This is a genomic window from Enterococcus sp. AMC1251 (assembly GCF_058216535.1).
Window position 1 is genome coordinate 2,634,143 of the sequence record NZ_CM177098.1, and the last position, 24,084, is coordinate 2,658,226.

At 36.3% G+C, this 24,084-nt stretch carries 21 protein-coding genes; 5 read left to right on the forward strand and 16 right to left on the reverse strand.

Annotated elements, in window-relative coordinates; translation table 11 throughout:
* Positions 1 to 92: 92 nt before the first annotated feature.
* The 4 genes from AC4BBR_RS12445 to AC4BBR_RS12460 all read right to left on the reverse strand — a co-directional run bounded on the left by AC4BBR_RS12445 (position 93) and on the right by AC4BBR_RS12460 (position 6,430).
* Positions 93 to 2,465 (reverse strand): DNA translocase FtsK, encoded by a 2,373-nt coding sequence (locus AC4BBR_RS12445; protein ID WP_490459843.1) that lies wholly within the window; start codon positions 2,463 to 2,465, stop codon positions 93 to 95.
* A gap of 111 nt (positions 2,466 to 2,576) precedes the next feature.
* Entirely contained in the window at positions 2,577 to 3,953 is a 1,377-nt protein-coding gene (nhaC, locus tag AC4BBR_RS12450; protein ID WP_490459844.1) for a Na+/H+ antiporter NhaC, read from the reverse strand.
* A 331-nt stretch (positions 3,954 to 4,284) separates the two neighbouring features.
* Complete coding sequence (locus AC4BBR_RS12455; RefSeq protein ID WP_490459845.1) at positions 4,285 to 5,496, reverse strand: NAD(P)/FAD-dependent oxidoreductase; 1,212 nt, start codon at positions 5,494 to 5,496, stop codon at positions 4,285 to 4,287.
* Between the two features lie 28 nt (positions 5,497 to 5,524).
* The gene (locus AC4BBR_RS12460; RefSeq protein WP_490459846.1) at positions 5,525 to 6,430 is read right to left on the reverse strand and encodes a prenyltransferase; all 906 of its coding nucleotides are present in this window, start codon (positions 6,428 to 6,430) and stop codon (positions 5,525 to 5,527) included.
* A 119-nt stretch (positions 6,431 to 6,549) separates the two neighbouring features.
* On the opposite strand from AC4BBR_RS12460, the gene AC4BBR_RS12465 reads away from it, so the two are divergent.
* Complete coding sequence (locus tag AC4BBR_RS12465; protein WP_490459847.1) at positions 6,550 to 7,530, forward strand: polyprenyl synthetase family protein; 981 nt, start codon at positions 6,550 to 6,552, stop codon at positions 7,528 to 7,530.
* Positions 7,531 to 7,831: 301 nt separating this feature from the next.
* Here the strand turns inward: AC4BBR_RS12465 and cydC are convergent, their stop codons facing one another.
* The 7 genes from cydC to AC4BBR_RS12500 all read right to left on the reverse strand — a co-directional run bounded on the left by cydC (position 7,832) and on the right by AC4BBR_RS12500 (position 17,486).
* Entirely contained in the window at positions 7,832 to 9,592 is a 1,761-nt protein-coding gene (gene cydC / locus AC4BBR_RS12470; protein ID WP_490459848.1) for a thiol reductant ABC exporter subunit CydC, read from the reverse strand.
* Positions 9,592 to 11,322 carry a thiol reductant ABC exporter subunit CydD gene (gene cydD / locus AC4BBR_RS12475; RefSeq protein WP_490459849.1) on the reverse strand — a complete coding sequence of 577 codons (1,731 nt, stop codon included), beginning with the start codon at positions 11,320 to 11,322 and terminating at the stop codon, positions 9,592 to 9,594. The genes cydC and cydD overlap by 1 nt, the downstream gene beginning before the upstream one ends.
* On the reverse strand, positions 11,319 to 12,344 hold the full coding sequence (cydB, locus tag AC4BBR_RS12480; protein ID WP_490459850.1) for a cytochrome d ubiquinol oxidase subunit II: 1,026 nt from the start codon (positions 12,342 to 12,344) through the stop codon (positions 11,319 to 11,321). Before cydB ends, cydD begins: the two co-directional genes overlap by 4 nt.
* Positions 12,341 to 13,759 carry a cytochrome ubiquinol oxidase subunit I gene (locus tag AC4BBR_RS12485; protein WP_490459851.1) on the reverse strand — a complete coding sequence of 473 codons (1,419 nt, stop codon included), beginning with the start codon at positions 13,757 to 13,759 and terminating at the stop codon, positions 12,341 to 12,343. Before AC4BBR_RS12485 ends, cydB begins: the two co-directional genes overlap by 4 nt.
* Before the next feature lie 741 nt (positions 13,760 to 14,500).
* A complete protein-coding gene (locus AC4BBR_RS12490; protein WP_490459852.1) occupies positions 14,501 to 14,800 on the reverse strand; it encodes a nucleoside triphosphate pyrophosphohydrolase family protein in 300 nt (99 codons plus the stop codon).
* A 16-nt stretch (positions 14,801 to 14,816) separates the two neighbouring features.
* A complete protein-coding gene (locus AC4BBR_RS12495) occupies positions 14,817 to 15,293 on the reverse strand; it encodes a nucleoside deaminase (RefSeq protein WP_490459853.1) in 477 nt (158 codons plus the stop codon).
* Between the two features lie 111 nt (positions 15,294 to 15,404).
* Positions 15,405 to 17,486: a DNA topoisomerase III gene (locus tag AC4BBR_RS12500; RefSeq protein WP_490459854.1), complete on the reverse strand. Its 2,082-nt coding sequence runs from the start codon at positions 17,484 to 17,486 to the stop codon at positions 15,405 to 15,407.
* A gap of 188 nt (positions 17,487 to 17,674) precedes the next feature.
* Between AC4BBR_RS12500 and AC4BBR_RS12505 the strand changes: the two genes are divergently transcribed.
* From AC4BBR_RS12505 to AC4BBR_RS12515, 3 genes are all read left to right on the forward strand, one after another.
* On the forward strand, positions 17,675 to 18,388 hold the full coding sequence (locus AC4BBR_RS12505) for a DsbA family oxidoreductase (RefSeq protein ID WP_490459855.1): 714 nt from the start codon (positions 17,675 to 17,677) through the stop codon (positions 18,386 to 18,388).
* A 147-nt stretch (positions 18,389 to 18,535) separates the two neighbouring features.
* Entirely contained in the window at positions 18,536 to 18,742 is a 207-nt protein-coding gene (locus AC4BBR_RS12510; RefSeq protein WP_490459856.1) for a helix-turn-helix transcriptional regulator, read from the forward strand.
* Entirely contained in the window at positions 18,743 to 19,120 is a 378-nt protein-coding gene (locus AC4BBR_RS12515; protein ID WP_490459857.1) for a hypothetical protein, read from the forward strand.
* A 44-nt stretch (positions 19,121 to 19,164) separates the two neighbouring features.
* Here AC4BBR_RS12515 and AC4BBR_RS12520 read toward each other — a convergent pair whose 3' ends face one another.
* Positions 19,165 to 19,530: a DUF1033 family protein gene (locus AC4BBR_RS12520; protein ID WP_490459858.1), complete on the reverse strand. Its 366-nt coding sequence runs from the start codon at positions 19,528 to 19,530 to the stop codon at positions 19,165 to 19,167.
* A gap of 208 nt (positions 19,531 to 19,738) precedes the next feature.
* Here AC4BBR_RS12520 and AC4BBR_RS12525 point away from each other — a divergent pair, with 208 nt between their 5' ends.
* Positions 19,739 to 20,131, forward strand: coding sequence for a hypothetical protein (locus AC4BBR_RS12525; RefSeq protein ID WP_490459859.1), 393 nt, complete (start codon positions 19,739 to 19,741; stop codon positions 20,129 to 20,131).
* 23 nt (positions 20,132 to 20,154) lie between these two features.
* Here AC4BBR_RS12525 and mnmA read toward each other — a convergent pair whose 3' ends face one another.
* The 4 genes from mnmA to rarD all read right to left on the reverse strand — a co-directional run bounded on the left by mnmA (position 20,155) and on the right by rarD (position 24,034).
* Entirely contained in the window at positions 20,155 to 21,279 is a 1,125-nt protein-coding gene (gene mnmA / locus AC4BBR_RS12530; protein ID WP_490459860.1) for a tRNA 2-thiouridine(34) synthase MnmA, read from the reverse strand.
* 204 nt (positions 21,280 to 21,483) lie between these two features.
* A complete protein-coding gene (locus AC4BBR_RS12535; RefSeq protein WP_490459861.1) occupies positions 21,484 to 21,825 on the reverse strand; it encodes a DUF1831 domain-containing protein in 342 nt (113 codons plus the stop codon).
* An 82-nt stretch (positions 21,826 to 21,907) separates the two neighbouring features.
* Positions 21,908 to 23,053 (reverse strand): cysteine desulfurase family protein, encoded by a 1,146-nt coding sequence (locus AC4BBR_RS12540; RefSeq protein WP_490459862.1) that lies wholly within the window; start codon positions 23,051 to 23,053, stop codon positions 21,908 to 21,910.
* Between the two features lie 84 nt (positions 23,054 to 23,137).
* Positions 23,138 to 24,034 carry an EamA family transporter RarD gene (rarD, locus tag AC4BBR_RS12545; protein WP_490459863.1) on the reverse strand — a complete coding sequence of 299 codons (897 nt, stop codon included), beginning with the start codon at positions 24,032 to 24,034 and terminating at the stop codon, positions 23,138 to 23,140.
* Between the last annotated feature and the right edge of the window lie 50 nt (positions 24,035 to 24,084).

A 24,084-nucleotide genomic window follows, 5' to 3' on the forward strand; every position in this document is an offset into this window, starting at 1 on the left:
AAATTGACGTCTACTTACTTCACCAATGAATTAAAAAAAAATGTGAAACAAAAGTAAAAATCACTTTTGTTTCGCACCTTTACTTATCATTTTTATTTGGAGTCATGATCTATCGGCATATCTTCTGGTGTTGGTTCCAGAAATACTTTCCTTGGTTTACTTCCCTCAGAGGGGCCTATCACACCATGTTCTTCTAATTCATCAACCAAACGAGCTGCACGATTATAACCAATTCTAAATCGTCTTTGTAGTAAAGAGATACTAGCTGTCTGCATCTCTACAACCAGTGCTTTAGCCTCTTCATACAATTCATCTTGTGACGCCTCACTAGCGCCAACTGTAGTTTCTTCTTCCGTTGGCATCATACTTTCCTGATAATCTGCTTCTTGCTGTTCAGTTACAAAAGCAACGATTCGTTCGACCTCATGATCTGAAATAAAGGCTCCTTGAACTCGGATCGGTTTATTTTCACCCATCGGCAAGAATAGCATGTCTCCGCGTCCCAAAAGTTTCTCTGCGCCATTACTATCAATGATTGTCCGTGAATCAGTTCCGCTTGAAACAGCAAACGCCATTCTTGAAGGCACGTTCGCTTTGATTATTCCTGTGATAACGTCCACACTTGGACGCTGCGTTGCTAAAATCATATGGATTCCTGCAGCCCGAGCCATCTGTGCTAAACGAATGATCGCATCTTCCACTTCATTACTGGCAACCATCATCAAGTCAGCTAACTCATCAACGATTACGACGATAAACGGCAATATCGGACGATTTTCACCGTCTTCTAAATTCTTTTGAATCACTAATTCATTGTAACCGGAAATATTACGAACCCCGGTTGCAGCAAATTTTTCGTAACGGAATTCCATTTCTTGTACCACTTTTTGCAACGCTTGTGCGGCTTTCCGAGGATTTGTAACCACAGGTGTTAAAAGATGAGGAATCCCATTATAGACATTCAATTCTACCATTTTAGGGTCAATCATCATTAGTTTTACTTCATGAGGTTTCGCTCTCATTAAAATACTGGAAATAATCCCATTGATTGCTACAGACTTACCACTACCTGTTGATCCCGCAATCAGTAAGTGAGGCATTTTAGCCAAATCAGCTGATTGAACCATACCAGAAATATCTCGTCCAAGTGGTACTTCCAATAACTTATCTGGATGACTTGGTTGTGCTTCAATGATATCTCTAAATGAAACGGTACTCACTGTGCTGTTGGGAACTTCGATCCCAATCAGTGATTTACCTGGAATCGGTGCTTCCATCCGCACATCTTTAGCTGCAAGAGCTAAAGCAATATCATCGGTCAAACTAACTACTTTACTCACTTTTACACCTACAGCTGGCTGAATTTCAAATTTCGTTACAGCAGGTCCGAGGCTTGCTTTCACCACTTTTGCATCCACACCAAAACTTTTAAAGGTTTGTTCCAATACACCAATATTTTTTTCGATTTTTTGATATTCGCCGCTTTGATCAGCAGATGGAATCGAATCTAATAATGTTGAAGGAGGGAGTTCGTAATCACGATCTTCCGCTTCTTCTGAAATTTCAAAGTCCAATTCGCTGCCTTCATCCATTTCAGGTTCAGCTACTACTTTTTGTTGAACAGTCTGCGCCTCAGATTGGCTTTGGAAACTATCGATTGGAACCAGCGTTAACTGTTCTGGTTCCTGTACTTTTTTTTCTTCTAGCTCCCTTGCTTCTTGTGCTAATTTTTCGCCAGGCGTTAATTCCCGTACTTCATTTTTTAAACGTTCTTGCGCTCGTTTCTCCATTTCTGCCTGTTTAGCCGCTCGTTTTTCCGCTCGTCTAGCTTCTTTTTCTGCTTGACGTTCTTCATTTCTAGCAGTTAAACCACTAAGTTTTTCTCTGATGATTTGCAATCCATTGATTACTTGCTGAAAATCAAGCATACTTATTAAAAATACCCCAATCGTAATCAACAATCCAGCAATCAAATAGCTGCCAAACTGAGCAACTAAAAAGAAAGTCAGACTATAAAGTGCGGCTCCTATCATTCCACCACCAACATTTTGCGCCACAATGCTAGCTTTTAGATCCATTCTAAGAAACTTCCACGTCGTTCCTATGATATCAGGTGTTTGCGTCCCAACATTACGAAACATGTGAGCATGCATTAATAATAAAATGCCTAAGTAAACAATTACACAACCAATGATCGGCCGGCTCTTTTTGATAGGAAATTCCCTTCCAAAAATCACTAAAGAAAGCCCATAAAGCATCAGTAAAATAGCTGCCCCTGGAAACGTGTTACCTATTCCTACTCGCAGCCCATTAGCAATTAAAGTGCCTAGAAATCCTAATTTTAACAGTCCGAATAATCCAAAGAAGATAAAAAAGATACCAAGAAAAATGAAATTAAGATGCTCTTGCTGTTGTTGCTGCTTTTTCGTTTTTTTCTTTTTTGCACGTTTTCTTTTTTGTGCCATGTAACATCCCTCTTTTCAATCAGTATCCATTATACCTAAAAAATGAGCCGAACAAAAGTACCCCCGTTGTTTCTCTTAAAATTCTAATGATTTTATCTAAAATGCTCTGTGCTAATTGACTTGTTGCTTGCGAATTCCAATACCTGTAATTCCTGAAAGTATAGATAAGATCGGACAGAGTAAAATAAAGAAACTAAACGGCACATAATCTACCGTAGAAACATGCAGTGTACTTGCCATAAACACACCGCTTACGCCCCAAGGGATTAGCGAATTCAATACCGTCCCAGAATCTTCTAATGCTCTAGAAAGAACTTCTGGCGCAAGTCCTGCTTTGTCATAGTTTTCTTTAAATGCACGTCCCGGAAGAATAATTGACAAATACTGCTCTCCAATCATCAAATTAGCTAAAGCGCCACTAAATACTGTTGCCGCAACTAAACTACCTGTTGATGTTAATTTATGAGCAAGGGGTGCCATTAAGACAGTAATCACATCCATCTTCATCAGCAAACCACCTAAGGATAACGTTAACAGAATCAATGACACTGACCACATCATACTTTGGATCCCCCCTCTGGTCAACAAGCTATCAATTTGTTCCATTCCTGTTTCTGATACATAGCCATTTTCTAAAATTGTGCTTAATTGTTTCAAGTCAATATTTTCTGTCTGAAACATGTACATCACACTGGAAAGCAAAATCGTAACGAGTAGTGAAGCAATTGCTGGAACACGTTTTATTGAACAAAACACAAGCAACAAAATCGGCAAAATTGCCCACCAACTGACAGTAAAATTATCTTGTAAAACTTCTAAAAACTGGTTTGTTTCTAAATCTGTTTGTCCTATTCTCGTTTGAAATCCAATAACTGCGTACAGGAAAAATGAAATCACAAAAGCTGGAACCGTCGTCCACATCATATTTCTTATATGCTTGAATAAATCTGCTCCTGCAACAGCTGAGGCTAAATTCGTCGTGTCAGAAAGGGGCGACATTTTATCCCCAAAAACAGCACCTGAAATAATTGCTCCTGCTAAAATAGCAGAGTTGAAGCCCATAGAAATTCCCATGCCCATCAAAGCTAAACCAATCGTCGAAACCGTTGTAAATGCACTTCCAATCGAAATCCCTACAATGGCACAACTAACAAATGCAGAAGGTAAAAAGATGCTACTACTGATAACTGAAAACCCAGTATACATCATTGTCGGAATCACACCGCTTGCGATCCATACAGCAATCAAAGCACCGATCAACATAAAAATAATCATCGGAATGATCCCTGTTTTCACGCCTTCAATAATCCCTTCATGAATATTCTCCCAAGATGCTCCACGCCACTTACTCCATCCGATCAATAGTCCTAATGCGCATAATACCGGAAAAATCGGGCTCATACCAATGCCAATCACACTAATACTAATAATCAATAATAATGACAAAAATACAAGTAATGCTTCTTTTACACTTACTTTTTTTTTCATTTGCTTTCCTCATTTTTCTTAAAAATTTGATTTTTGAATACAAAAAAATCCCCGACAATCTGAAATAGACTGCCAGGGACGAATAAACAGCGAAACAAACCTTTTTTTGTCTCGACTCCTTTAATACACGCGGTACCACCCTTGGTTGGAATTAGAAAATAATTCCCTCTTAAAAGACAATAACGGATCTCACCCGAATATGAAATTTTGCTTAAGATTTGTAATTCAAGTCATTGTTTTGGTTAACTTACATCAGCCGCTAACTTTCTATCTTCTCATAACAACACTCTACTTGGAATCTTTCATCACATTTACTACTATTCTACTATTGTTAACGGTAAAAATCAAAGCGGCCTTTTGCCAACATTTCTTTGATACCGCCTGTTTCAAATAATGAACGATCCATAATCGCTTTTTTGATAACAGAAGCAGGATACCCTTTAACTTCTATTTTCCCTACTTCACCAAAAGCATGGCTGTTACCGATAGAAGCAACTGAACCTAATGATTTGAAGGTAAATTCTTTCGTTGGTTCCCCTTTTAATTGTGCTTTGATGTTTTTTCCTGCATGCTCACCCATTTTAAGTGAAATTTGTGCAGTTGTTGGATAGGGACGGTTTGATTCTTTGTCCATCACAGCAGAGCAATCACCAATAATATAAACATTGCTATGATCACCATCCGTTAAGTCAGGTTGAACCATCACACGGCCACGTTTGGCAGCAAAACCCGAATCTCCGACAACATGGCTTCCACTAACACCAGTTGTCCAGATGATTGTTTTAGCCTTTAATTCATTCAATTCATTTGTTTCTTGATTATCTAAATAAACAACGGTATCTTGTTTGATTTCTTTGATTGGTTTTCCAACTAGGAAATTGACACCCCATTTTTTCAAATGATTAATGCCGTAGCCGCCAAGTTTTTCACTAAACATTGGCAATAAACGAGTCACCGCTTCAACACAATATAATTGGATTTTATCAGGCGCAACCCCAGCGATTTCAGCTAATTTTTTCTTCCCTTCATGCAATGAACCTAATAATTCGATTCCTGTAAAACCAGCACCGCAGACAACGATTTTCAGATAATTTTCGTCTTTCGTTTCTTTATAAGCTTCCATTTGTTTCCTTAGATGTTGATAAACTTTTTCTGACGTTGGAATATCTACCATTTTTAATGAGAATTCGTCCACACCAGGTATACCGAATGATTCTGATTCATAACCTAACGCTACGATCAAATAATCATAGGTAATCGCTTCATGATCATTTAAATAAACCCGTTGCTTTTCACTATCGATTTTTTCCACTCTACCTTGTACAAACATCGTACATGCTGATTTTACAACATCTTTGATCGGATAAGTAATTCTTTCAGATGTTTGAATACCCGCTGCAACTTCATGGATATCCGTTGCTTCAAAGTGATAATCATTTTGATCGACCAATGTGATTTTTAGATCGTTGTTCCCTCTTTGTAATTCGTGTAATGCTCTTAATCCGGCATAGCCAGCGCCTAATATAACGACGTGCTTACTCATTAAAATCCCCTCTTAACCTTTTTATTTATTATTTAAGCCACAATCCTATGGCAAAAAATACAACTTGTGCAAGTGCGCCAACCGCTAAAATCCTCACAGCGCAAATAAATGTTTTCGATTTAACTTGTTCGTTTAAAAATAACTTTGTTTGTTTCCAAATAAATGGCAGAACAAGTAATGTCAATAACATCGTAATCGGTGTTAATCCTAAAATAACACTCAATACGATCGAAACAAATACAATCACGAGCAATCCGACAAATAAACCAATCGATACTTTCTTCCCTAAGTAATGAACTAAGGTGAAGCGATGATTCATTTCATCTTCTTCTAAATCGCAAATATTATTGGCTAACATTAAATTAGCAATCAAACAAGTATTAGGTAATGAAACTAAGAAAATACTACCCACATTACTAATTGTCCACTGAAAAGAATCAAATGTATTAATATAGACACAAATCAACATAATCATAAAGCCCATCGTAAATCCTGAAAAGAATTCACCTAAAGGTAAGCTTGATAATGGTTTGGGTCCTGAGGAATAAAATATTCCAATCAAGTAGCAATAAAGCCCTAGCCACAATAATGGCCACCCGACAACCACAGACAGACCAATGCCCATCAATGCAGAAATAGCCACCAGCCAAATGATCCAGCGGCGAATCATAGACAAGGATAAATTTTCACGCCCAATAATATTCGTTTTCTCTTTATAGTCATGCCCTTCTTTGGCATGATGGTAATCATTATAGTTATCTAAAATATCAACAGCCATATTAAAAATAAACATCGCAATAAAATAAATAAGAACATACCTTAAATGTAACTGTCCATAATGATACCAACTAAAACAAATCCCTAAAAGAAAGGGTAAAACACTGGCTGTCTTTGCTTTTAACTCAACTAATTCAAAAAAAACTTCTTTATTCAAATTATACTCTTCTCTCCTTAGAATATTTACTTTTATGCTCATAGAATAATTTGCTTGTATTTCTTTACCAACATCGTATACAATCAATAGTATTGACTTACTGAAAGGACTATAGTGTTATGAATGATTTTTGGAAAGAATTTCCTATTATCCAACAACAATTAAATGAAACTTGTGAATTGATCAAACAACAAGTTAAAATAAGAAACAAAGAAATTGAAGCTGCCTTGATCGAACTAACCAATTCCGGCGGTAAATTACTGCGTCCCGCTTTCTTTTTTTTATTTGCTCAGATAGGTGACCAGCAAAAGCAAGACCAACAACAATTGATCAAAATCGCCGCTTCAATTGAAATCTTACACATGGCAACGCTGATACACGATGATATCATCGATGATTCTCCACTTCGTAGAGGAGCTGTTACAATTCAATCTCGCTATGGTAAAGATATTGCTGTTTACACAGGGGATTTATTATTTACCGAATTCTTTCAATTACTTGCTGAAACGATGAATGGTTCTGATTTTCTACATACAAATGCTTCAGCGATGAAACGTTTGCTTCTTGGCGAATTGGATCAAATGCATACTCGCTACAAAAAAGACATGACTATTTCTGATTATTTACGTAGCGTCAATGGAAAAACTGCTGAGTTATTTTCTTTAAGCTGTCTAGAAGGGGCTCATTTCGGTTATGCTTGTTCCGAGGTTCAACGCCTAGCAAAACGAATCGGTCGTCATATCGGTATTGCCTTTCAAGTCTATGATGATATCCTAGATTATACTGCAAATATAGAAACACTGAAAAAACCTGTTTTAGAAGATTTGGCACAAGGTGTCTATACACTCCCATTGATCTTTGCAATGCAAAAAAAACCTGAGCATTTCTATATTTATTTAGAAAAAAAAGCAGCTATCACAGTAGAACAAGCGATTGAAACGTCCAAACTCGTTCATAAATTAAACGGTGTTAATGATGCAAAAGCATTTGCGAAACGCGTAACTGAAAAAGCCTTAGCAGATATCGAAAAATTGCCTGATTGCTTAGGGAAAGAACAACTAACTTTACTGACCGAATTATTGCTGCAACGGTCATTCTAATCCATTACTCAGCTTTTGAAAGCTTGGAGTGTGGGACAAAAGTAAAAAGCACTTTTGCCTCACACTCTAAAACCGAATAAACGGTGGTGCAAAAGCAGCTACTCCGCTTCGCTCCGATCACATCAAATTCTAAATGCTAAAGCACTAAGAGTTGAAGGCTTCGGAAATAAACCGAAATTACTGTAACACACAGCGAAGTATGAGTTGATGTTGCACAGTACCTACTTGATTCTCGGAGCTAAACGCTTTAGTCCCAACCTCCATTTTTTATTCTTTAATACATACTTTCGTCAACCACTAATCAATTCTTGTTCATACCACGATCAATTGCATACAATTGTTGATAATGAAGATTCGTCGCTAACAATTCTTGCGGTGAACCACTCATTTCTAATTGACCATCTTCAATGAAAATCACGCGATCCATCATATGAACACCTTGCAAATGATGAGTAATCCAAATAATGGTTTTATCTGCTAATGCCTCAAAGAATGTATCTAATAATTGTTGCTCTGTAATTGGATCAAGACCTGTCGTTGGTTCATCCAACAAGACCACTGGTGTATTTTGAAGTAAAATACGCGCCAATGCCAAACGATGACGTTCACCACCAGAAAAACGCAAACCAGCTTCATCCACCATCGTGAGCAAGCCTTCTGGCAATTCTTTAATCATTTCTGTTAAACCAACCTTATCTAACACTTGCCAAACCTCATCTTCTGACGCTTCTTCTCGTCCAATTCGAACATTATTTAAGATGGTTGTTCTGAAAAGATAAGGTGCTTGATGAATCACACCGATCGATTGGGTGATTTGATCACCAAACTCCACTGTTTGAATCCCACCTAACGTAATCGTTCCTATATCAGGCTTTAAATCACCGCGGATCAACGTTGCTAAGGTACTTTTTCCTGAACCACTGCGTCCTAAAATTGCTAATTTTTCTTTTGGAAGAATTGTCAAATCCAGGTCTTCTAAAACATATTTAGACGTTCCTTCATAAGAAAATGATACATTACTGATTTTGATTTCTGTATCTGTGATTGTTAAATCTTTTGACACAGCATTTACTTCTTCTGGTTCAGGTAAATCATTTAAACGTTTGATTGAATCTTTATAAATATTTATTTCTTGTGCCGCATCAGGTAGGGGCGCAAATGCATCGATCAACGGAAATACCGTTAACGTAAACGCTGCAATCCAGTTCGCTGCTCCGCCGTGATTGCCTGGAAAACGAACACTTGTCCAAGCTAAAATTGCGACAGTGATTACACCAAAGGCAACTTGTAAAACAAAATCACGAAAACGATTAAACCGTTTGATTTTTTCATCTAACTGACGTAACTTTGCTTCTTCATTTTCATAAGAATGAACAAATTCCTGACCACGTTGACTAAATACCCAGTCAGAAACACCCAGAATATTATCCGTCAGTGTTTTGTATAATTCATTTTTAGAAACTTTTTGTTTTTCTTGTCTGGCACCATTCACTAAAACTGAGATCAATGGTAATAGAAAAATCACGATACCTAACATCAACAGCATACATAAACCAAACCACCATGAAAACAAACCCAGTCCAATAATAATAAAGATATATAACAACCAAGCAATCACTGTTGGGAAAATCGTACGCAAATATAAATTCTGCAAGTGATTGATGTCTTCAGACAACAAACCTAAAATATCTCCCGTTTGGTATTTTGATTTAAAGAAAATCGCATCTTTTTCTAAAACTAAATACAGTTTCAAACGAAGATCAGACGTCATTTTCAAAACCCAATTGTGACTAACCAAACGCTCAACATATCGGAAAACAGGACGACTGATCCCAAAAGCACGTGTTAATACGATTGGAATATAAATCATCAAGATATTTTCTGGAAGTGATGCTGCTCGACTAATTAAATACCCCGAGTTAAACATCAAGGCTCCTGCGCTGAAAAAGGTCAAAAAGCCTAAAATCAATGCTAGGCACAATAATCCTTTATACTTTTTCAAGAATGGTTTGACCCATTGATCTTTTTCGTACAATTCTTTATTTGTTGGGGTATTTTCCATTATTCTGTCCCCCTCATTTGATTGACTAATTTCACATAGTAACCATTTTTTTTGGTCAACTCAGCCAATGTTCCGGCTTCAACCAGTTGTCCTTTATCCATTACTAGAATATAATCCATTTCCGCCATCCAATGTAATCTATGCGTAGCAAAAAAGACAAGATGCTCTTTCATCAGTGGTAACATTCTTTCCTTTAGTTCCACCTCTGTTTCGATATCTAAGTGAGCAGTCGGTTCATCAAATAATAGAACTCGACGCGTCTTATCTAAAAAGGCTCTAGCAAGCGCTACACGCTGTGCTTGTCCGCCGCTTAACATTCTCCCGCTTTCCCCAATCACTGTGTTTAAACCATCTGTAAGCTCTGTTACAAGCGTTTCTAATCCTACTAATTGAATTGCAGTTAATACCTGTTCATCTGTCGCTTCTGGTGTATAAAAACGGACATTGTTTGCTAAGGTATCTTGAAAAATATAAGGCGATTGCGGAATATAAAGGACTTGCTTCTGCCATTCATTTTGTAGAAAATGCGGAATTTTTTGCCCATCAGCTTCGATTTTTGTCATTTCAGCATCAGGTTCCAAAAATCCACTCAATACATTGATCAAGGTTGACTTTCCTGAACCACTAGCACCAATGATCCCAATTTTTTGGTATCCTTTTGCTGCAAAATTAAGGTCTTTTAAAGCAGGTTGTGTTGCTTCTTCATATTGAAAAGTCAATTGATCAGCTGATAATTCACTCAATGCCGTCCAATCTCCTAAAGTAAGACGGTCTGTTTCAGTCATTTCTGGTAAATCCAATACAGCTTGAATAGCCTGGAATGAATTTTTCCCATCCAATGTCGCATGATAATCACTGGCAAAATCACGAACTGGTAAGAAGAACTCTGGTGCTAAAATCAGTGTCGTCAACGCTGGAAACAATAAAATGCCACCTTCTAACAAACGCAACCCTAAAAACACCGCTACAACAGCTACCGATAACGTTGTAAAAAAGTCCAAAGCAAACGTTGATAAAATCGCGATTTTCAGTGTACTCATTGTCGCTTCTCTAAATCGTTCACTGGTATTATAAATACTACCTGCATACTTTTTACTTAATCCAAATAACTTCAATGTATCTAATCCTCGTAATGAATCAATAAAATGATTAGACAATATCTGAAACGCTTTATATTGTTTATCCGCTTTACTTTGTGCTGCATACCCAAGAATGATCATAAAAATAATAATCATAGGAAATACAACCAATAGCACGACACCTGAACGAACATCCAAGGTAAACACAAAAATCAAAATGATCCACGGAATGATCATCATGTTCATGATTTTCATCAAGATTAAATGCAGATAATTTTCCGCCTGACTGATTCCTTCAAGCGCCATGGTGATCATATTTCCCGTACCATTTTTTTGAACCACCGTTGGACCAAGTCGAAACACTTTTTGCAACAGGGCTTCTCTTAATTCGCGAGAACGATCATAACTAAAGGTATCCAACATTTTTTCACGAAGATACGTCACCACATGTCTGCCAGTATAAAACAAAAAGAACACCAAAATATTCAACAGCTGGTCATTTAATTGACCACCTTCCCATAACCCAACAACGGCTTTCGCTAAATAAAATGCTTGTCCTATAATAAATACTGCTTGCAGGAAAGAAAAACCTGCAAGCAAGATCATAATTTTTTTGATTTTCGGCATTTTTAAGATGGCTTTATCGATCATCCTTCATACCCAACAGCCGCAATCGCTGGATGTTTGATCCGTTTTCTAAAGACATAATAAGACCAACCTGTATAGGCTAATACAAATGGTAAAATCGTCAATGATAACCATGTCATTGTTTTCAATGTGTAAGGAGAACTTGAAGCATCTTTGATCAAGATATCATAGTAACCCTCGCTACCGATCATGACACGTGGGAATAAACCGCTGAACAATAAAGCAACTAAAAGAATCAATGTTAAGCCACTAGCAAGAAAAGCCAACATTTCTTTTTTCTTAAAGACACTTACATTCGCAACGACCGTTGATACAACGATTCCTAAAACTAATAATAACGTCACAACGAAATGATTCTCGAAGAAATCAGTTTTAAAGAATAACAATACCGCAAATACAACTAATCCAACATATAAAACCCAATACAAGAATGAAGCATAATTACGCGCTCGTTCTCTCACTGGACCTTCCGTTTTGAGTGCAATGTAGTTCAGACCATGTAAGTAGCACAGCAATGTCAACGCAACACCACCAACAACAGAAAATACATTGATATAATCTGTAAATGAAGCCACCATATTACCATCTACATCAAGAGGCATCCCTTGGACTAAATCAATAAATAAAACCCCAAAGAAAAATGGTACGATAAAACTACCAATCGATAATGTCCAGTTCCACACTCTACGACGTTTGCCATCTGGCATACGATGACGGAATTCAAATGATACGCCGCGAATGATCAAACCAACTAAAATAATAAACAAAATCAAGTAAAATCCACTAAATAATGAAGCATACCAGTATGGGAAAGAAGCAAACATTGCTCCACCAGCTGTTAATAACCACACTTCATTGCCATCCCAAACTGGCCCAATCGTTTGAATGATTTGTCCTTTTTCTTCTTCATCGTGGGCTAATGTTTGAACCGACATCCCCACGCCAAAGTCAAAACCTTCTAAGAAGAAGAAGCCTGAGAATAAAACACCAATCAGTACAAACCAAAGTAATTGCAACGTACTCATTCGCCGAAGACCTCCTTATCAAATGGATCTACATCAGTAGAGTTTGCCTCTGCCAATTTCTTTTCTTCATAATCTGGTCCTTTTTTAAGCTCTACCGTAATCAAGTAAACCATTACTGAACCAAGGCCTGCAAAAAGGATAAAGTAAATAATGTTTGAAGTTAATAGTGAAGCCACTGATACGTTTGGTGAGACACTATCTTCGATCGTAAATAAACCATAAACAGTCCAAGGATAACGACCAAGTTCAGTGATCAACCAACCTGTTGTATTCGCTAAGAATGGTGCGAACGTACATAATGCCACGATCCAAACCATCCAGCGTTTTTCATAAAGTGAAGGTTTTTTCTTACGAGTAAAGAATAAACCTAACGCTGAGACTAAAAGCATTAATGCTCCAAATCCAGCCATGACTCTAAAACTCCAAAATAAGGTATTTACTGGTGGATAATAATTTTTATCATCCCCATATTGTTCTTTCAATCGTTCATTAACTGTATCCATTCCATCGACAGAGCCTGATAAACTATTATAAGAAAGAATACTTAACATATAAGGAATTTGAATCCCAAATACTTGTTTATGTTGAGCTTCATCCGCCCAAGCAATTAATGTCCAGGCAGCTGGATCACCAGAATCTTCATAATCGCCTTCCATTGCCGCAAATTTCATTGGTTGATCATTGATCAAAGCTTTCATTTGTAAATCTCCAGCAAACAACACTGCGATTGAACCAACTAAGCTAATCCATAAACCAATACGCATAGACACTTTATGAAAGTCTACATCACGTTTTTTCAAAATTTGGAATGCTGCCAGACCAGCTACGATCATACCGCCCATGACAACGGCACCTGCTAGTACGTGAGAAAATTCATACCAAACTTTTGGATTGGCAATGACCGCACCAAAGTCGATTAATTCTGCACGACCATTATTTAATGTATAGCCAACTGGATGTTGCATAAAGCTGTTTGCAGCTAAAATCCAAAAAGCAGACATCATTGAACCAAATACAACCAACCAAATAAATGTTAAATGTAGTTTGGGATTTACTTTTTGCCAAGTAAAAATCCATAAACCTAAGAATGTTGATTCTAAAAAGAAAGCGAGTAAAGCCTCAATTGCTAATGGAGCACCAAAAATATCGCCAACAAAGCGTGAATAATCTGACCAGTTCATACCGAACTGAAATTCTTGAATAATTCCTGTTACAACCCCTACTGCAAAACTTAATAGAAAAATATTTCCCCAAAATTTCGCCATTTTGCGATAACGTTCATCTTTTTTCACGACATACATCGTTTCCATTACTGCAACTACAAGTGCTAATCCAATAGAAAACGGTACGAAGAAAAAGTGAAAGACTGTCGTCATTGCAAATTGGAATCTTGCTAATGATACAATATCAAACATCAATAATCCTCCTTGTTTTTACGGTCTCCACAAAAAGAAAGAAGCTAATTTTATCCATTATAATTATTCATTTTCACAGTTGGTTGGAGCTGTCAAAATGAATCAAAACCAAGAATAAAATAAACCTACATACAATATTTGTGTGGAAACTCTTTTTATTAATTTTAGAATGATTCCAATTTAGAGTATACTCCTTTTATTGTAAATTACAAATGTTTCTATGCATTTTTCATTAAAATATTCCTTTATTCTAGGGGAACAATAAGAAATGTAGGGTTGAATGATAGAATATGAAAAGGTTGAGACAGCAGTCGATTAGGTCCAAGCAGCAGATTTTTTTAACAACTTTTTCTTTAGTCAGTAATTCATGGATAAACTCTTCGGTAAAAGATTCTAAGTAATTGAACTTTCTTGCCTTATAATCAATTGCAACAAGCAGATCAAACATCACTTTTCTGGTTATTCTCATGCCAATATTTTCAAGTATTTTAATAGACAGAGGATATTTTCTTTCAGTTGTTGCAATTGATGCAAATTTAGCGATATTATTTTGTGACTCAAACAAACATAGGAATTTTGGCCGACCTTTTCGTGACCGTATTTTGCCGCAAAATTAATTAGTATGATATCACCTTGTAAGGGAGTTTTTTCTACCATTTTTCACTCCCTATCGATTTACCAAACTCTTGTACTCGAACTTTTTAATTTCATGCTTTTTGTTAGCACAATCAAAATCCTCCTTTAATCTAATCGTCCACTTTTCTTAGAGTATTCCATATATTTATAGACTTTTTCAATTTTATTTTGCTTCACTTTATCTATTTTCTCTTGAGTAAAGCCTTCAATAATTCCTTGTTTTTGTAATTCTTCGATCATCGCAGTTAATTGATAAAATTCTTTCAGCATTTGTTCTTCATTCGTTTCATTAGATCTGGATGGATGATGATCTTCAAATCCAAATCTGATGGCTTTTGACAATGCTTGTTGGATCTCTGCGCACTCTTCCATAGCAACTAGAGTTAGATATTCATTTTTTCTCATCTTTTCACCTCGTATTTTAACCTTGGAAATAATCGACATAAACTGGAATTGCCTCTTCTTTTAGTACCCCTCTTGCAACTTCAGGTTGATTCGGACTTTTTGCAAAAATCTCTTCGCTTCCAATCATAATATTAAAGCCAGCAATCTCAGCTAATTCATCATGTGATAAACTGAAAACCATTCTACCTAAATTACTCCAGACCATGGCTCCTGCACACATACAACAAGGTTCACAGCTTGTATAAAGCGTGTATTCAGATAAATCAGTTATTCTTTGACTTGAACAAAAATCACGAATAATCCCCAATTCTGCATGATAAGTAGGGTCACTTTCCGTATGAATCTGGTTTTCACCAGTGAAAATAACTTCATTGTCTTTTGCAATTAATGCGCCGAATGGTTCATTTCCGTGCTTTGCCGCTTCTCTGGCAAGTTCAAGTGCTTGTTTCATAAATTGGGCATCTAGTTTATCTTGTTCAGCATTCATTATCATAATTTATCCACTCTTTTCTGATTTATAGTTTGTCTAACTTTATAACATGAAAGGTTATGATTATAAAAACACCAATCAACACTATTTCTGATGATTGGTGTTTTTTTTAATTCACTCTTGCTTCATTGCCGCTTTCAACGCTTGTGCTAATGCACTTTCTTCTGGCTCTTCTTTTTGTGAATATTTCTTCATCAACTTACGTTCTTCATGTTTCGTAAGCTTCTTGCTGCGTTCCTTTTTATCTTGCATTTTTTCTGTGATTGAACAGTATTTGCATTTGAAATATGAACCATTTTTTCCGTCGATGATTTCCATTTTACGATGGCACTGTGAACAACGGTGGTTAGAGACTTTAGGGTCTTTTCTACGGCGATAGCTACAATCTTGATTAGAACAGATATAGATTTTCCCATCTTTGGTATTTTTCTCGCGTAAGTTTGAACCACATTCTGGGCATTTCTTTTGTGTGATTGAAAAATCTTGGTATTTGCTTTCGCTTTGTTTGATCTCGTTGACTAATTTTTTCGTATCTTGTTCGATTTCTTTTAAGAAAACCGTGCTGCTTTGTTTGCCTTTGGCGATTGCTTCTAGTGTTTTTTCCCATTTTTCAGTTAGTTCAGGTGTTACTAAAGATGGATTGACTAACTCAAGTAATTGCTTGCCTTTTGGTGAAACATTTAACCCGTTGGTATTACGTTCCATCAATTCTGATTTAATCAGTTTTTCAATGATTTCAGCACGTGTTGCCGGAGTTCCTAAGCTGTGTTTTTCCATCAACCCTAATAAGGTGCCTTCGGTCAATGGCTTTGGTGGAGCTGTTAGTTCTTTGTTGATCGTAAAGTTCGGTGGAATAACCATGCCTAATTTCCAGTCAACACTTGGTACTACTTCTTCTTTTTCTTGCTTCCAGCCAGCAACTTCGACTTTGCTTTGGCGGAAGATAAATTGTTCTTTGTCAAAATTCACCGTTACTTTTGTTTGTTTTGTACGATGAGATTCAGCAAACATACCTAAGAAACGAGTAACGATCATGTTGTAGATTTTTTGTTCATCCCCACTTAACTTTTCATAACGCGGACGTTGTTCAGTCGGGATCAGCGCATGGTGATCAGTTACTTTTTCGTTTTGGAATACTTTAGTCAGTTTAACTTGACCGCCGTCTTTGATATATGTTTTAACTTCTGGCGCAAAATCACTTACTGCTTGTAAACGTTCTTTCATTGTTGCTTTCATATCTGTGGTTAAATATTTACTATCTGTTCTTGGGTAGGTTACGATTTTATGAAATTCGTAAAGACTTTGAACAAGTGAAAGAGTTTTCTTCGCTGAAAATTGATACCGTTGGTTAGCTTCTCTTTGAATTTCAGTCAAGTCATAAGGTAATGGTGCTTGTTCTGTTTTCGTTTTTTCTTGGATGTCGGTTACTTTGCCTTTCCCTTCACTTAATTTTTTCACAAACGCTTCTACATCATTGCGTTCTTTAAATGCATAGGGGTTATTTTGAACTAGTTTGGCCTTTTCTTTTTGAACGTGTAGTTCTACTGAAAAATAAGTTTGTGGTCTAAATCCTTCTATTTTCTTTTCTTGTTGACGAACTAGAGAGAGCGTCGGTGTTTGAACCCGTCCTGCTGATAAGCTATCTTGATATTTAACGGTTAACGCTCTTGTCACATTTAATCCTACTAACCAGTCTGCTTTTGCTCGAGCCAAAGCTGAATAGTACAGGTTGTCATATTCTTTTGCTGGTCTTAATTTTTTAAAACCGTCTTTGATTGCTTTGTCTGTTTGAGAAGAGATCCATAAGCGCTTGATTGGTTTGTTAAAATGAACATATTCTAAAATCCAGCGGGCAACGAGTTCGCCTTCACGTCCTGCATCTGTTGCAATGACTGCTTCCGTGACATCTTTTCTATTCGCTAATTGTTTGATTGCTTTTAATTGATGCCCAGTTTTTGGCAATGGTTTGATCCCTAGATTTTTAGGTACCATTGGTAGAGTTTCCAATTGCCATGACTGCCATTCTTTGTTAATGTCTTCCGGCATTTTTAATCCTAAAAGGTGACCTAGTGCCCACGTTACGATAACTGTCGGCCCTTCATAATAGCTTTTATTTTTTTGATTTGCGCCTAGTACTTTACTTAAATCTTTGGCAACACTAGGTTTTTCAGCAATAATCAGTTGTTTATTGGCCATTCATTTCACTCGCTTTCTGCATTCCTTATATAAATTGAATTCATGTCAAACATGTTAATATGTTGATTTTACCACATTTTTCTTATTCATTTCGCCTTTTATTTAAGCTTTTTAATTGAAATGTACATAGATGAACTATACACTTACTAAGTGTAAGTTTACAAAATAATAATTTCCTAGGAGAAACTATGATTACAATTGAATTTTTTCACGACGTTATCTGCAGTTTTTGTTTTCCCATGTCGTATAGAATGAGACAAGTCCAAGAAAAAATGCCTGAAATAAAAATTATTCACCGCTCTTTTGCTTTAGCCAAAGACTCAAAAGATCATGCGCAGATGTTTGGTTCAAGAGAAAATGCGAAAAACGAGATCTTAGCTCACTGGGTTCACGCTAATCATAATGATGATCTTCATCGTTTTAATATTGAAGGAATGCGAGAAGCAGACTTCTTTTTTCCTACTTCTATGAATAGCTTGCTTGCCACAAAAGCGGCAGGCGTAGTTGGAGGGGAAACTGATTATTGGGCTATCTTTGATGCACTGCAAACAGGTTTATTCGTTAATAGTCAAAATATTGACGACATTACTGTGATTGAAGCAATCGTTAAAGATAGCTCGATTGATTTTGAAAAATGGCAACAAGCTTTTACAGCTCCCGCAACTTTAGCATTAGTTGAAGACGATTTTCGTTTGGCGAATGCTTATCACCTTACAGGTGTACCTGCCTTGATTGTTAATGGAAAATATTTGATCAACGGTGCGCAGCCAATAGAGCAAATCATCCAATCCATTCAGGCAATCAAAGAAAAAGAAACACCAATCATTGAAGTAATCGAGAACAATAACTTGAAAAATAGCTCTTGTAACATGGAAGATGGAAAATGGGTTTGTAAAGATTAATCTGGAATAACATAAAGAAAAGTAACTTTCTAAAGAAATTTTGTTGCTTTTTTCTTTTAAAAAATACGTAAAGATATCTTTACTCATCGGTTTATCTATGCTAAAATAAAGGAAAGATATCTTTACGGAATACAGGAGCTTACGACCATGAATGTTCAGAATAAGATCAAAGAAATACGTGAAAGTAAAAAAATACCCCAAATTCAGATGGCCACTGATTTAGGTGTTTCTAGGCAAACGATGAATGCTATTGAGAAAACAAAGTATAACCCAAGCTTGGAATTATCTTTAAAAATTGCAAAGTATTTTGATATGGCTGTTGAAGAAATTTTTCAGTTAGAGGAGGAAAAATAAATGATTTATGTACAAATACTTATAATGGTTGTTTTTATATTTGCTGTAGTATTTGCGATAGCATCCATTTTTAATGCCATCAGTGTATTGCTTCAGGTAAAAAAAGGAAAGCTGGATGAATTGGAGAAAAAAACTGTTTCAGATTCACTAATCTATACTATGTTCGTTCTATTATTTTTGCATTTGGTTCAGTTTATTTTAGGAATGATCTTCAATTTCATGCCGGATAGCCAATTCCGCTACTATCCAATTATTTCTGGCGGACTTCCTTTCAGAGAAGTCATGGGGAATTCCCCTTGGCACTTCGAAGCACTCTTTTTCGATTTCTTGATCTTTTCAATCATTTATTTTTTCAGAAAACGAAAATACAGAGAGTGAGATACTATTCGAGTATCTTACTCTCTTACTTTTTTCTCGACTTTTTAAACAAGGCTCGATTTACAACATTTTGGTTTCGCACAATCATTATGGCGCTCATGAAAATCATCGCCACTTTCAAACGTCACCGCTTGCAAATCTTTCAGTAAAGCTAATCCTTTATATTGTTGTAAATCCTCATCACATTCCTCACACCAGCGTTCATCCCCTTCATTCCAAAAAGCTGCTAGATAATTAACTTTTGTATTTATGTATTCATATGTTGAAGAAAGTTCTTGCCATTTTTTTATGTAGTAACGTTCCGCATCTTCCAAACAATCAAATGTTCTTTTTTCTTCGATATCTTCTTGCCAGTCTTCAAAAAACCACCAAGGTTCATTATCGCCATACATGGTAATAACTTGATACATTGATCAATCACTCCAATTCTTTCTACAAATGATATTTTAGTCACTTAGAGTGATACTTTCAACTTAAGTGCTTGTGAAAATAATTTTTGCGTACAGGTTCTTGCTTTCATTTTACCATAAATTATATACGAGAATAGAATAAATTTCATTGCGAATAAAAAAAGCATTTGCTAAAATATGGAAAGAACAGAAAGGAACGTTTCTTATTATGAAAAAACCTGTATTTTGGAACTCGATTGCGATTTATCTACTATTATATAATAATATTTTGATTATTATTTCATTGGTTATGGCGTTAAAAGCTGTTGTTGAAGGAAACGGAAGCTTTGGATTGGATGTATGGTACCAGATAGTTGTTTTTCTTGTTTATATCCTTGAAATTGCTGGATTAATGATAGGTGGAAAAAAAGGCTACTTGATGTCTATACTCTTCATTCCGTTTATTGCTATACTGTATTTTTATCCGCCGATAATAGTGAGTATCTTTCCGAAAATGATTGTATTAGCGTTTCGTGTTGTTGAATTATTTTCAATGGTTTATCTAATTGTTTCACCTGAATCAAGAGCTTATTTGCGTAATTACCATCAAAAAAGCGAGTAGAAAAAGACTACTCGCTTTTTTGATTAAATATATTGCAATACTTTTTCTTCTTGATACGCTTGGTCAATCAATCCCCCACCAAGACATTCCATACCATTGTAAAAGACAACCGCTTGTCCTGGAGTGATGGCACGAACAGGTTCAGAAAAAATCACTTTGGCTGTCGTTCTGTCACCAGTTAACACCACTTTAACCGGTATATCATCTTGACGATAGCGGAATTTTGCCGTACATTCAAATTCTTTTGGCATTTCAGTGTCAACAGTAAAATGAATGTCACTTGCATCTAAATGAGTCGCATATAATTGTTCATGATGGAAACCTTGCCCAACGTATAATGTATTCGTCACTAAATCTTTCCCAACCACAAACCAAGGTTCTTGTGAGCCTTTGCCCCCCCCAATACCTAAGCCTTGGCGTTGACCGATCGTATAATACATCAAGCCATCATGTTGTCCTTTGATTTCTCCATCTAAAGTAACCATATTCCCTTTGTTAGCCGGTAAATAGGTGCTTAAAAATTGTTTGAAGTTCTTTTCCCCAATAAAACAGATACCTGTTGAATCTTTTTTCTTCGCCGTTGCTAAATCAGCTCGCTCAGCGATTGCTCGAACTTCTGATTTTTCCATGCCGCCTAAAGGGAACATGGTTTTCGCTAATTGTGCTTGAGATAATTGACTCAAGAAATAAGTTTGATCTTTATTATTATCTACACCGCGTAACATACGTACAGTGCCGTCTTCTTTGCGTTCTACTTGAGCATAATGACCAGTTGCTACATAATCTGCCCCTAGTTGCATTGCGTATTCTAAAAAAGCTTTGAATTTAATTTCTTTATTACACATTACATCAGGATTAGGTGTCCGTCCTAAGCGATATTCTTTAAGGAAATATTCAAATACGCGATCCCAGTATTCCTTTTCAAAGTTTACAGAATAATAAGGAATACCGATTTGATCGGCAACTTTTGCTACATCTTTATAGTCTTCGGTGGCTGTACAAACACCATTTTCATCCGTGTCATCCCAGTTTTTCATAAAGATACCCACGACATCATAGCCTTGCTCTTTTAAAAGCAGTGCTGTAACAGAAGAATCTACACCTCCGCTCATACCTACAACGACACGAGTTTTGCTGTTATCTGTCATTTGATCACCATCATTTCAATTTAGATTCTGAACTCATCTACGATTTGAAGGTCGTAACTTTTCAGTGATACTTATTATACTAGTATTTTAGAAGAAGTAAAGGTATTAAGAGTGAATCGTTTGTGCTTTAACAACTTTTTTCTTCAGTTAAAGGGAAAAAAAAATAAGACCTGATCTTTTTCGATCTTGCCTTATTCTCCTAGTTTAAGCTTTCTCCAAGACACCGCGATTAATCATGCCATCCATCAAGAAGTAGAATTTCTCTTGACTCATTGCATGGGTTTCACTTTTGAAAATATTCATTGCCTTTAAACCGTTAGCTGTCGTCACTGACATTTTCAGTGTTTTCAAATCTTCAGCGATTGTAATTTTTAATTTAAAACCTTCTTTACTTTGGGGAGTTGCATCCAAGGGACGGATCAACTGAAAGTTCCCCGAATTTGTTTCTGTAAAGCCATTATCTTTCAACGTATACTTTTTTGCTTGTTCATTTACTTTATAAAATACCGTTGAGCCTTCTACGGCTGCTTTGTCTTTAAATGCCATTTTTCCACCTCTTTATTTATTGTCTCTTTTATTATAGTTGGTACTTTCTCTTTTGGCTAGTTCTAATACTATTTTTCTTAAATTACTGTTTAATTTTTTTGATTGTTTCAATCAATATTGCTACAAATCTTTGAATTTGTTCCTCATCATTACCTAAACCAAAACTAATTCGTATAGATTCTTTGATTGCTGGATGGTTTTTACCATACATTGCTTCTAATACATGAGAGGGTTCCACTGTTCCAGCAGTACAAGCTGAACCCGTCGAGATTGCCACTCCTCGAAGATCCAAGTGCATCAATAATAAGTCGCTGGATATTCCAGAAAAGCGTAAGTTTAGAATATGAGCTAGCTTATTTTTGGGATGACCATTAACTTGATAATCAATTCGAGCTTTATCCAGCTGAGTTAAAATAATCCGCTCAAAATTAATATAGTTTTCTCGCCGTTGTTTCTTTTCGCTATCGGTCAAAAGTTCAACCGCTTTGCCCATTCCAGCAATACCTGCTAAATTTTCTGTACCCGCTCGGCGTTTTTCTTCTTGCTCACCGCCATGTAAAAATGAAGGTAAAGAAATTGCATCGCTTTTAAATAAAAAACCGACACCTTTTGATCCGTTGATTTTATGTGCAGAGATATTCAATAAATCAATACCAAGTTCATGAGGTAAAATTTGTTCAGAACCATATGCTTGTACAGCATCTGTATGAAATATAGCTTGATGCTCCTTTAATATTTCTCCTATTTCTTTGATTGGCAACAAATTTCCGACTTCGTTATTACCATACATAACTGAAACCAGAGTTGTATCTTCTCGTAAGGCATCCTCAATGTCAGCAACCGCCAATTCCCCTTTATCATTAACTGGCAAATAGGTGACTTCAAATCCCAAATTCTCTAGATACTTCATTGTTTCTAAAACTGCTGGATGTTCAATTGCTGTTGTAATAAGGTGCATCCCTTGTTTTTTTCTAGAAAGAGCTGTTGCAATGATTGCCGTATTATCGCCTTCTGTGCCACCACTATTAAAAATAATTTCATGAGGTTTTACTTTAAGACTCGCTGCAATCACTTGGCGAATATCTTCTAATTTTCGATGAGCCTGTCTGCCAAAGGTATGGATACTAGACGGATTACCAAACGTGTTAGTTAACTCACTGACCATTGTTTCAATAACTGCCGGATGCACAGGTGTCGTTGCTGCATGATCTAAATAAATAGCATCCACTGAACTCATCCTTTCCAAATCATTTTTATTGGATTTAGTTTACCATAGCCACATCAGTTACTCAAAGATTGATTCTTGCTATACTTACCTAACGAGCCGTTTTTCTTTACGATACGCATGGATATTTCCATACGTAAAGACTGCAATCCCCGCCCAAATAAAACCAAATGCGAGAAATTGTTCTGCAGAATAAGGCTCGTGATATAAAAATAGTGCAGATATTAACATCAATGTGGGACCAACGTATTGAATAAAGCCTAAAATAATATAAGAAATCTGTTTGGCAGCTTGAGCAAAAAGCAATAATGGAATCGCCGTAACGACACCTGCACCTACCAACAATAAATTAGTAGATACCTCGTAGTGCATAAATCCTTGACGTGAAAAAAAGACTAGATAAATCAAGGCTACGGGCAAAATAACAAATGTCTCAATCGTCAAACCAGTATATGAACTCACCAACACACCTTTTTTGATCAGTCCGTAAAAGCTGAAAGTAACAGCCATAATCAATGAAGCATATGGAATTTCTCCTGTTTGGATCGTTAATAAAAGAACCCCTGTCAACGCTAGACAACAAGCGATCATTCCTGCACGACTCAGTGTCTCTTTCAAGATCAACGTCGCTAGAAGAACATTTACTAAAGGATTCATATAATACCCTAAACTAGCTTGAGTAACGTGTCCTTGACTAACCGTATAAATAAATGTAAACCAATTGACTGAAATCAAAATAGCGGCACAAATAATTGCAACTAATTTTTTCTTATCTTGTAAAACAATTTTGACCTCTGCTAAAAATAAGGCCCATTTTCTAGTAACCAAAATGTAGATGATCATAAATAAAAATGACCAGACGATTCGATAACACAAGATATCTAACGGATCGACCATCGGCAATAGTTTCCAATAAATTGGAATAATTCCCCAAAATACATATGCAATAAATCCTAATAAAACACCCTTTTTCTGTTCTTTCATAAGCGTAGCCCCTTTCTTTTACTCGTATCAATTTTCATGAGTACTTTTAT

Excerpts from the sequence above, each read along its gene's own strand:
- AC4BBR_RS12455 (WP_490459845.1), bottom strand. The coding sequence starts at position 5,496 with ATGAGTAAGCACGTCGTTATATTAGGCGCTGGCTATGCCGGATTAAGA.
- AC4BBR_RS12525 (WP_490459859.1), top strand. The coding sequence starts at position 19,739 with ATGAAAAAACCTGTATTTTGGAACTCGATTGCGATTTATCTACTATTA.
- AC4BBR_RS12535 (WP_490459861.1), bottom strand. The coding sequence starts at position 21,825 with ATGGCATTTAAAGACAAAGCAGCCGTAGAAGGCTCAACGGTATTTTAT.
- AC4BBR_RS12500 (WP_490459854.1), bottom strand. The coding sequence starts at position 17,486 with ATGGCCAATAAACAACTGATTATTGCTGAAAAACCTAGTGTTGCCAAA.
- AC4BBR_RS12520 (WP_490459858.1), bottom strand. The coding sequence starts at position 19,530 with ATGTATCAAGTTATTACCATGTATGGCGATAATGAACCTTGGTGGTTT.
- rarD (WP_490459863.1), bottom strand. The coding sequence starts at position 24,034 with ATGAAAGAACAGAAAAAGGGTGTTTTATTAGGATTTATTGCATATGTA.
- AC4BBR_RS12485 (WP_490459851.1), bottom strand. The coding sequence starts at position 13,759 with ATGTTTGATATTGTATCATTAGCAAGATTCCAATTTGCAATGACGACA.
- AC4BBR_RS12490 (WP_490459852.1), bottom strand. The coding sequence starts at position 14,800 with ATGAGAAAAAATGAATATCTAACTCTAGTTGCTATGGAAGAGTGCGCA.
- mnmA (WP_490459860.1), bottom strand. The coding sequence starts at position 21,279 with ATGACAGATAACAGCAAAACTCGTGTCGTTGTAGGTATGAGCGGAGGT.
- cydC (WP_490459848.1), bottom strand. The coding sequence starts at position 9,592 with ATGGAAAATACCCCAACAAATAAAGAATTGTACGAAAAAGATCAATGG.
- cydD (WP_490459849.1), bottom strand. The coding sequence starts at position 11,322 with ATGATCGATAAAGCCATCTTAAAAATGCCGAAAATCAAAAAAATTATG.
- AC4BBR_RS12445 (WP_490459843.1), bottom strand. The coding sequence starts at position 2,465 with ATGGCACAAAAAAGAAAACGTGCAAAAAAGAAAAAAACGAAAAAGCAG.
- cydB (WP_490459850.1), bottom strand. The coding sequence starts at position 12,344 with ATGAGTACGTTGCAATTACTTTGGTTTGTACTGATTGGTGTTTTATTC.
- nhaC (WP_490459844.1), bottom strand. The coding sequence starts at position 3,953 with ATGAAAAAAAAAGTAAGTGTAAAAGAAGCATTACTTGTATTTTTGTCA.
- AC4BBR_RS12495 (WP_490459853.1), bottom strand. The coding sequence starts at position 15,293 with ATGATAATGAATGCTGAACAAGATAAACTAGATGCCCAATTTATGAAA.
- AC4BBR_RS12510 (WP_490459856.1), top strand. The coding sequence starts at position 18,536 with ATGAATGTTCAGAATAAGATCAAAGAAATACGTGAAAGTAAAAAAATA.
- AC4BBR_RS12515 (WP_490459857.1), top strand. The coding sequence starts at position 18,743 with ATGATTTATGTACAAATACTTATAATGGTTGTTTTTATATTTGCTGTA.
- AC4BBR_RS12465 (WP_490459847.1), top strand. The coding sequence starts at position 6,550 with ATGAATGATTTTTGGAAAGAATTTCCTATTATCCAACAACAATTAAAT.
- AC4BBR_RS12505 (WP_490459855.1), top strand. The coding sequence starts at position 17,675 with ATGATTACAATTGAATTTTTTCACGACGTTATCTGCAGTTTTTGTTTT.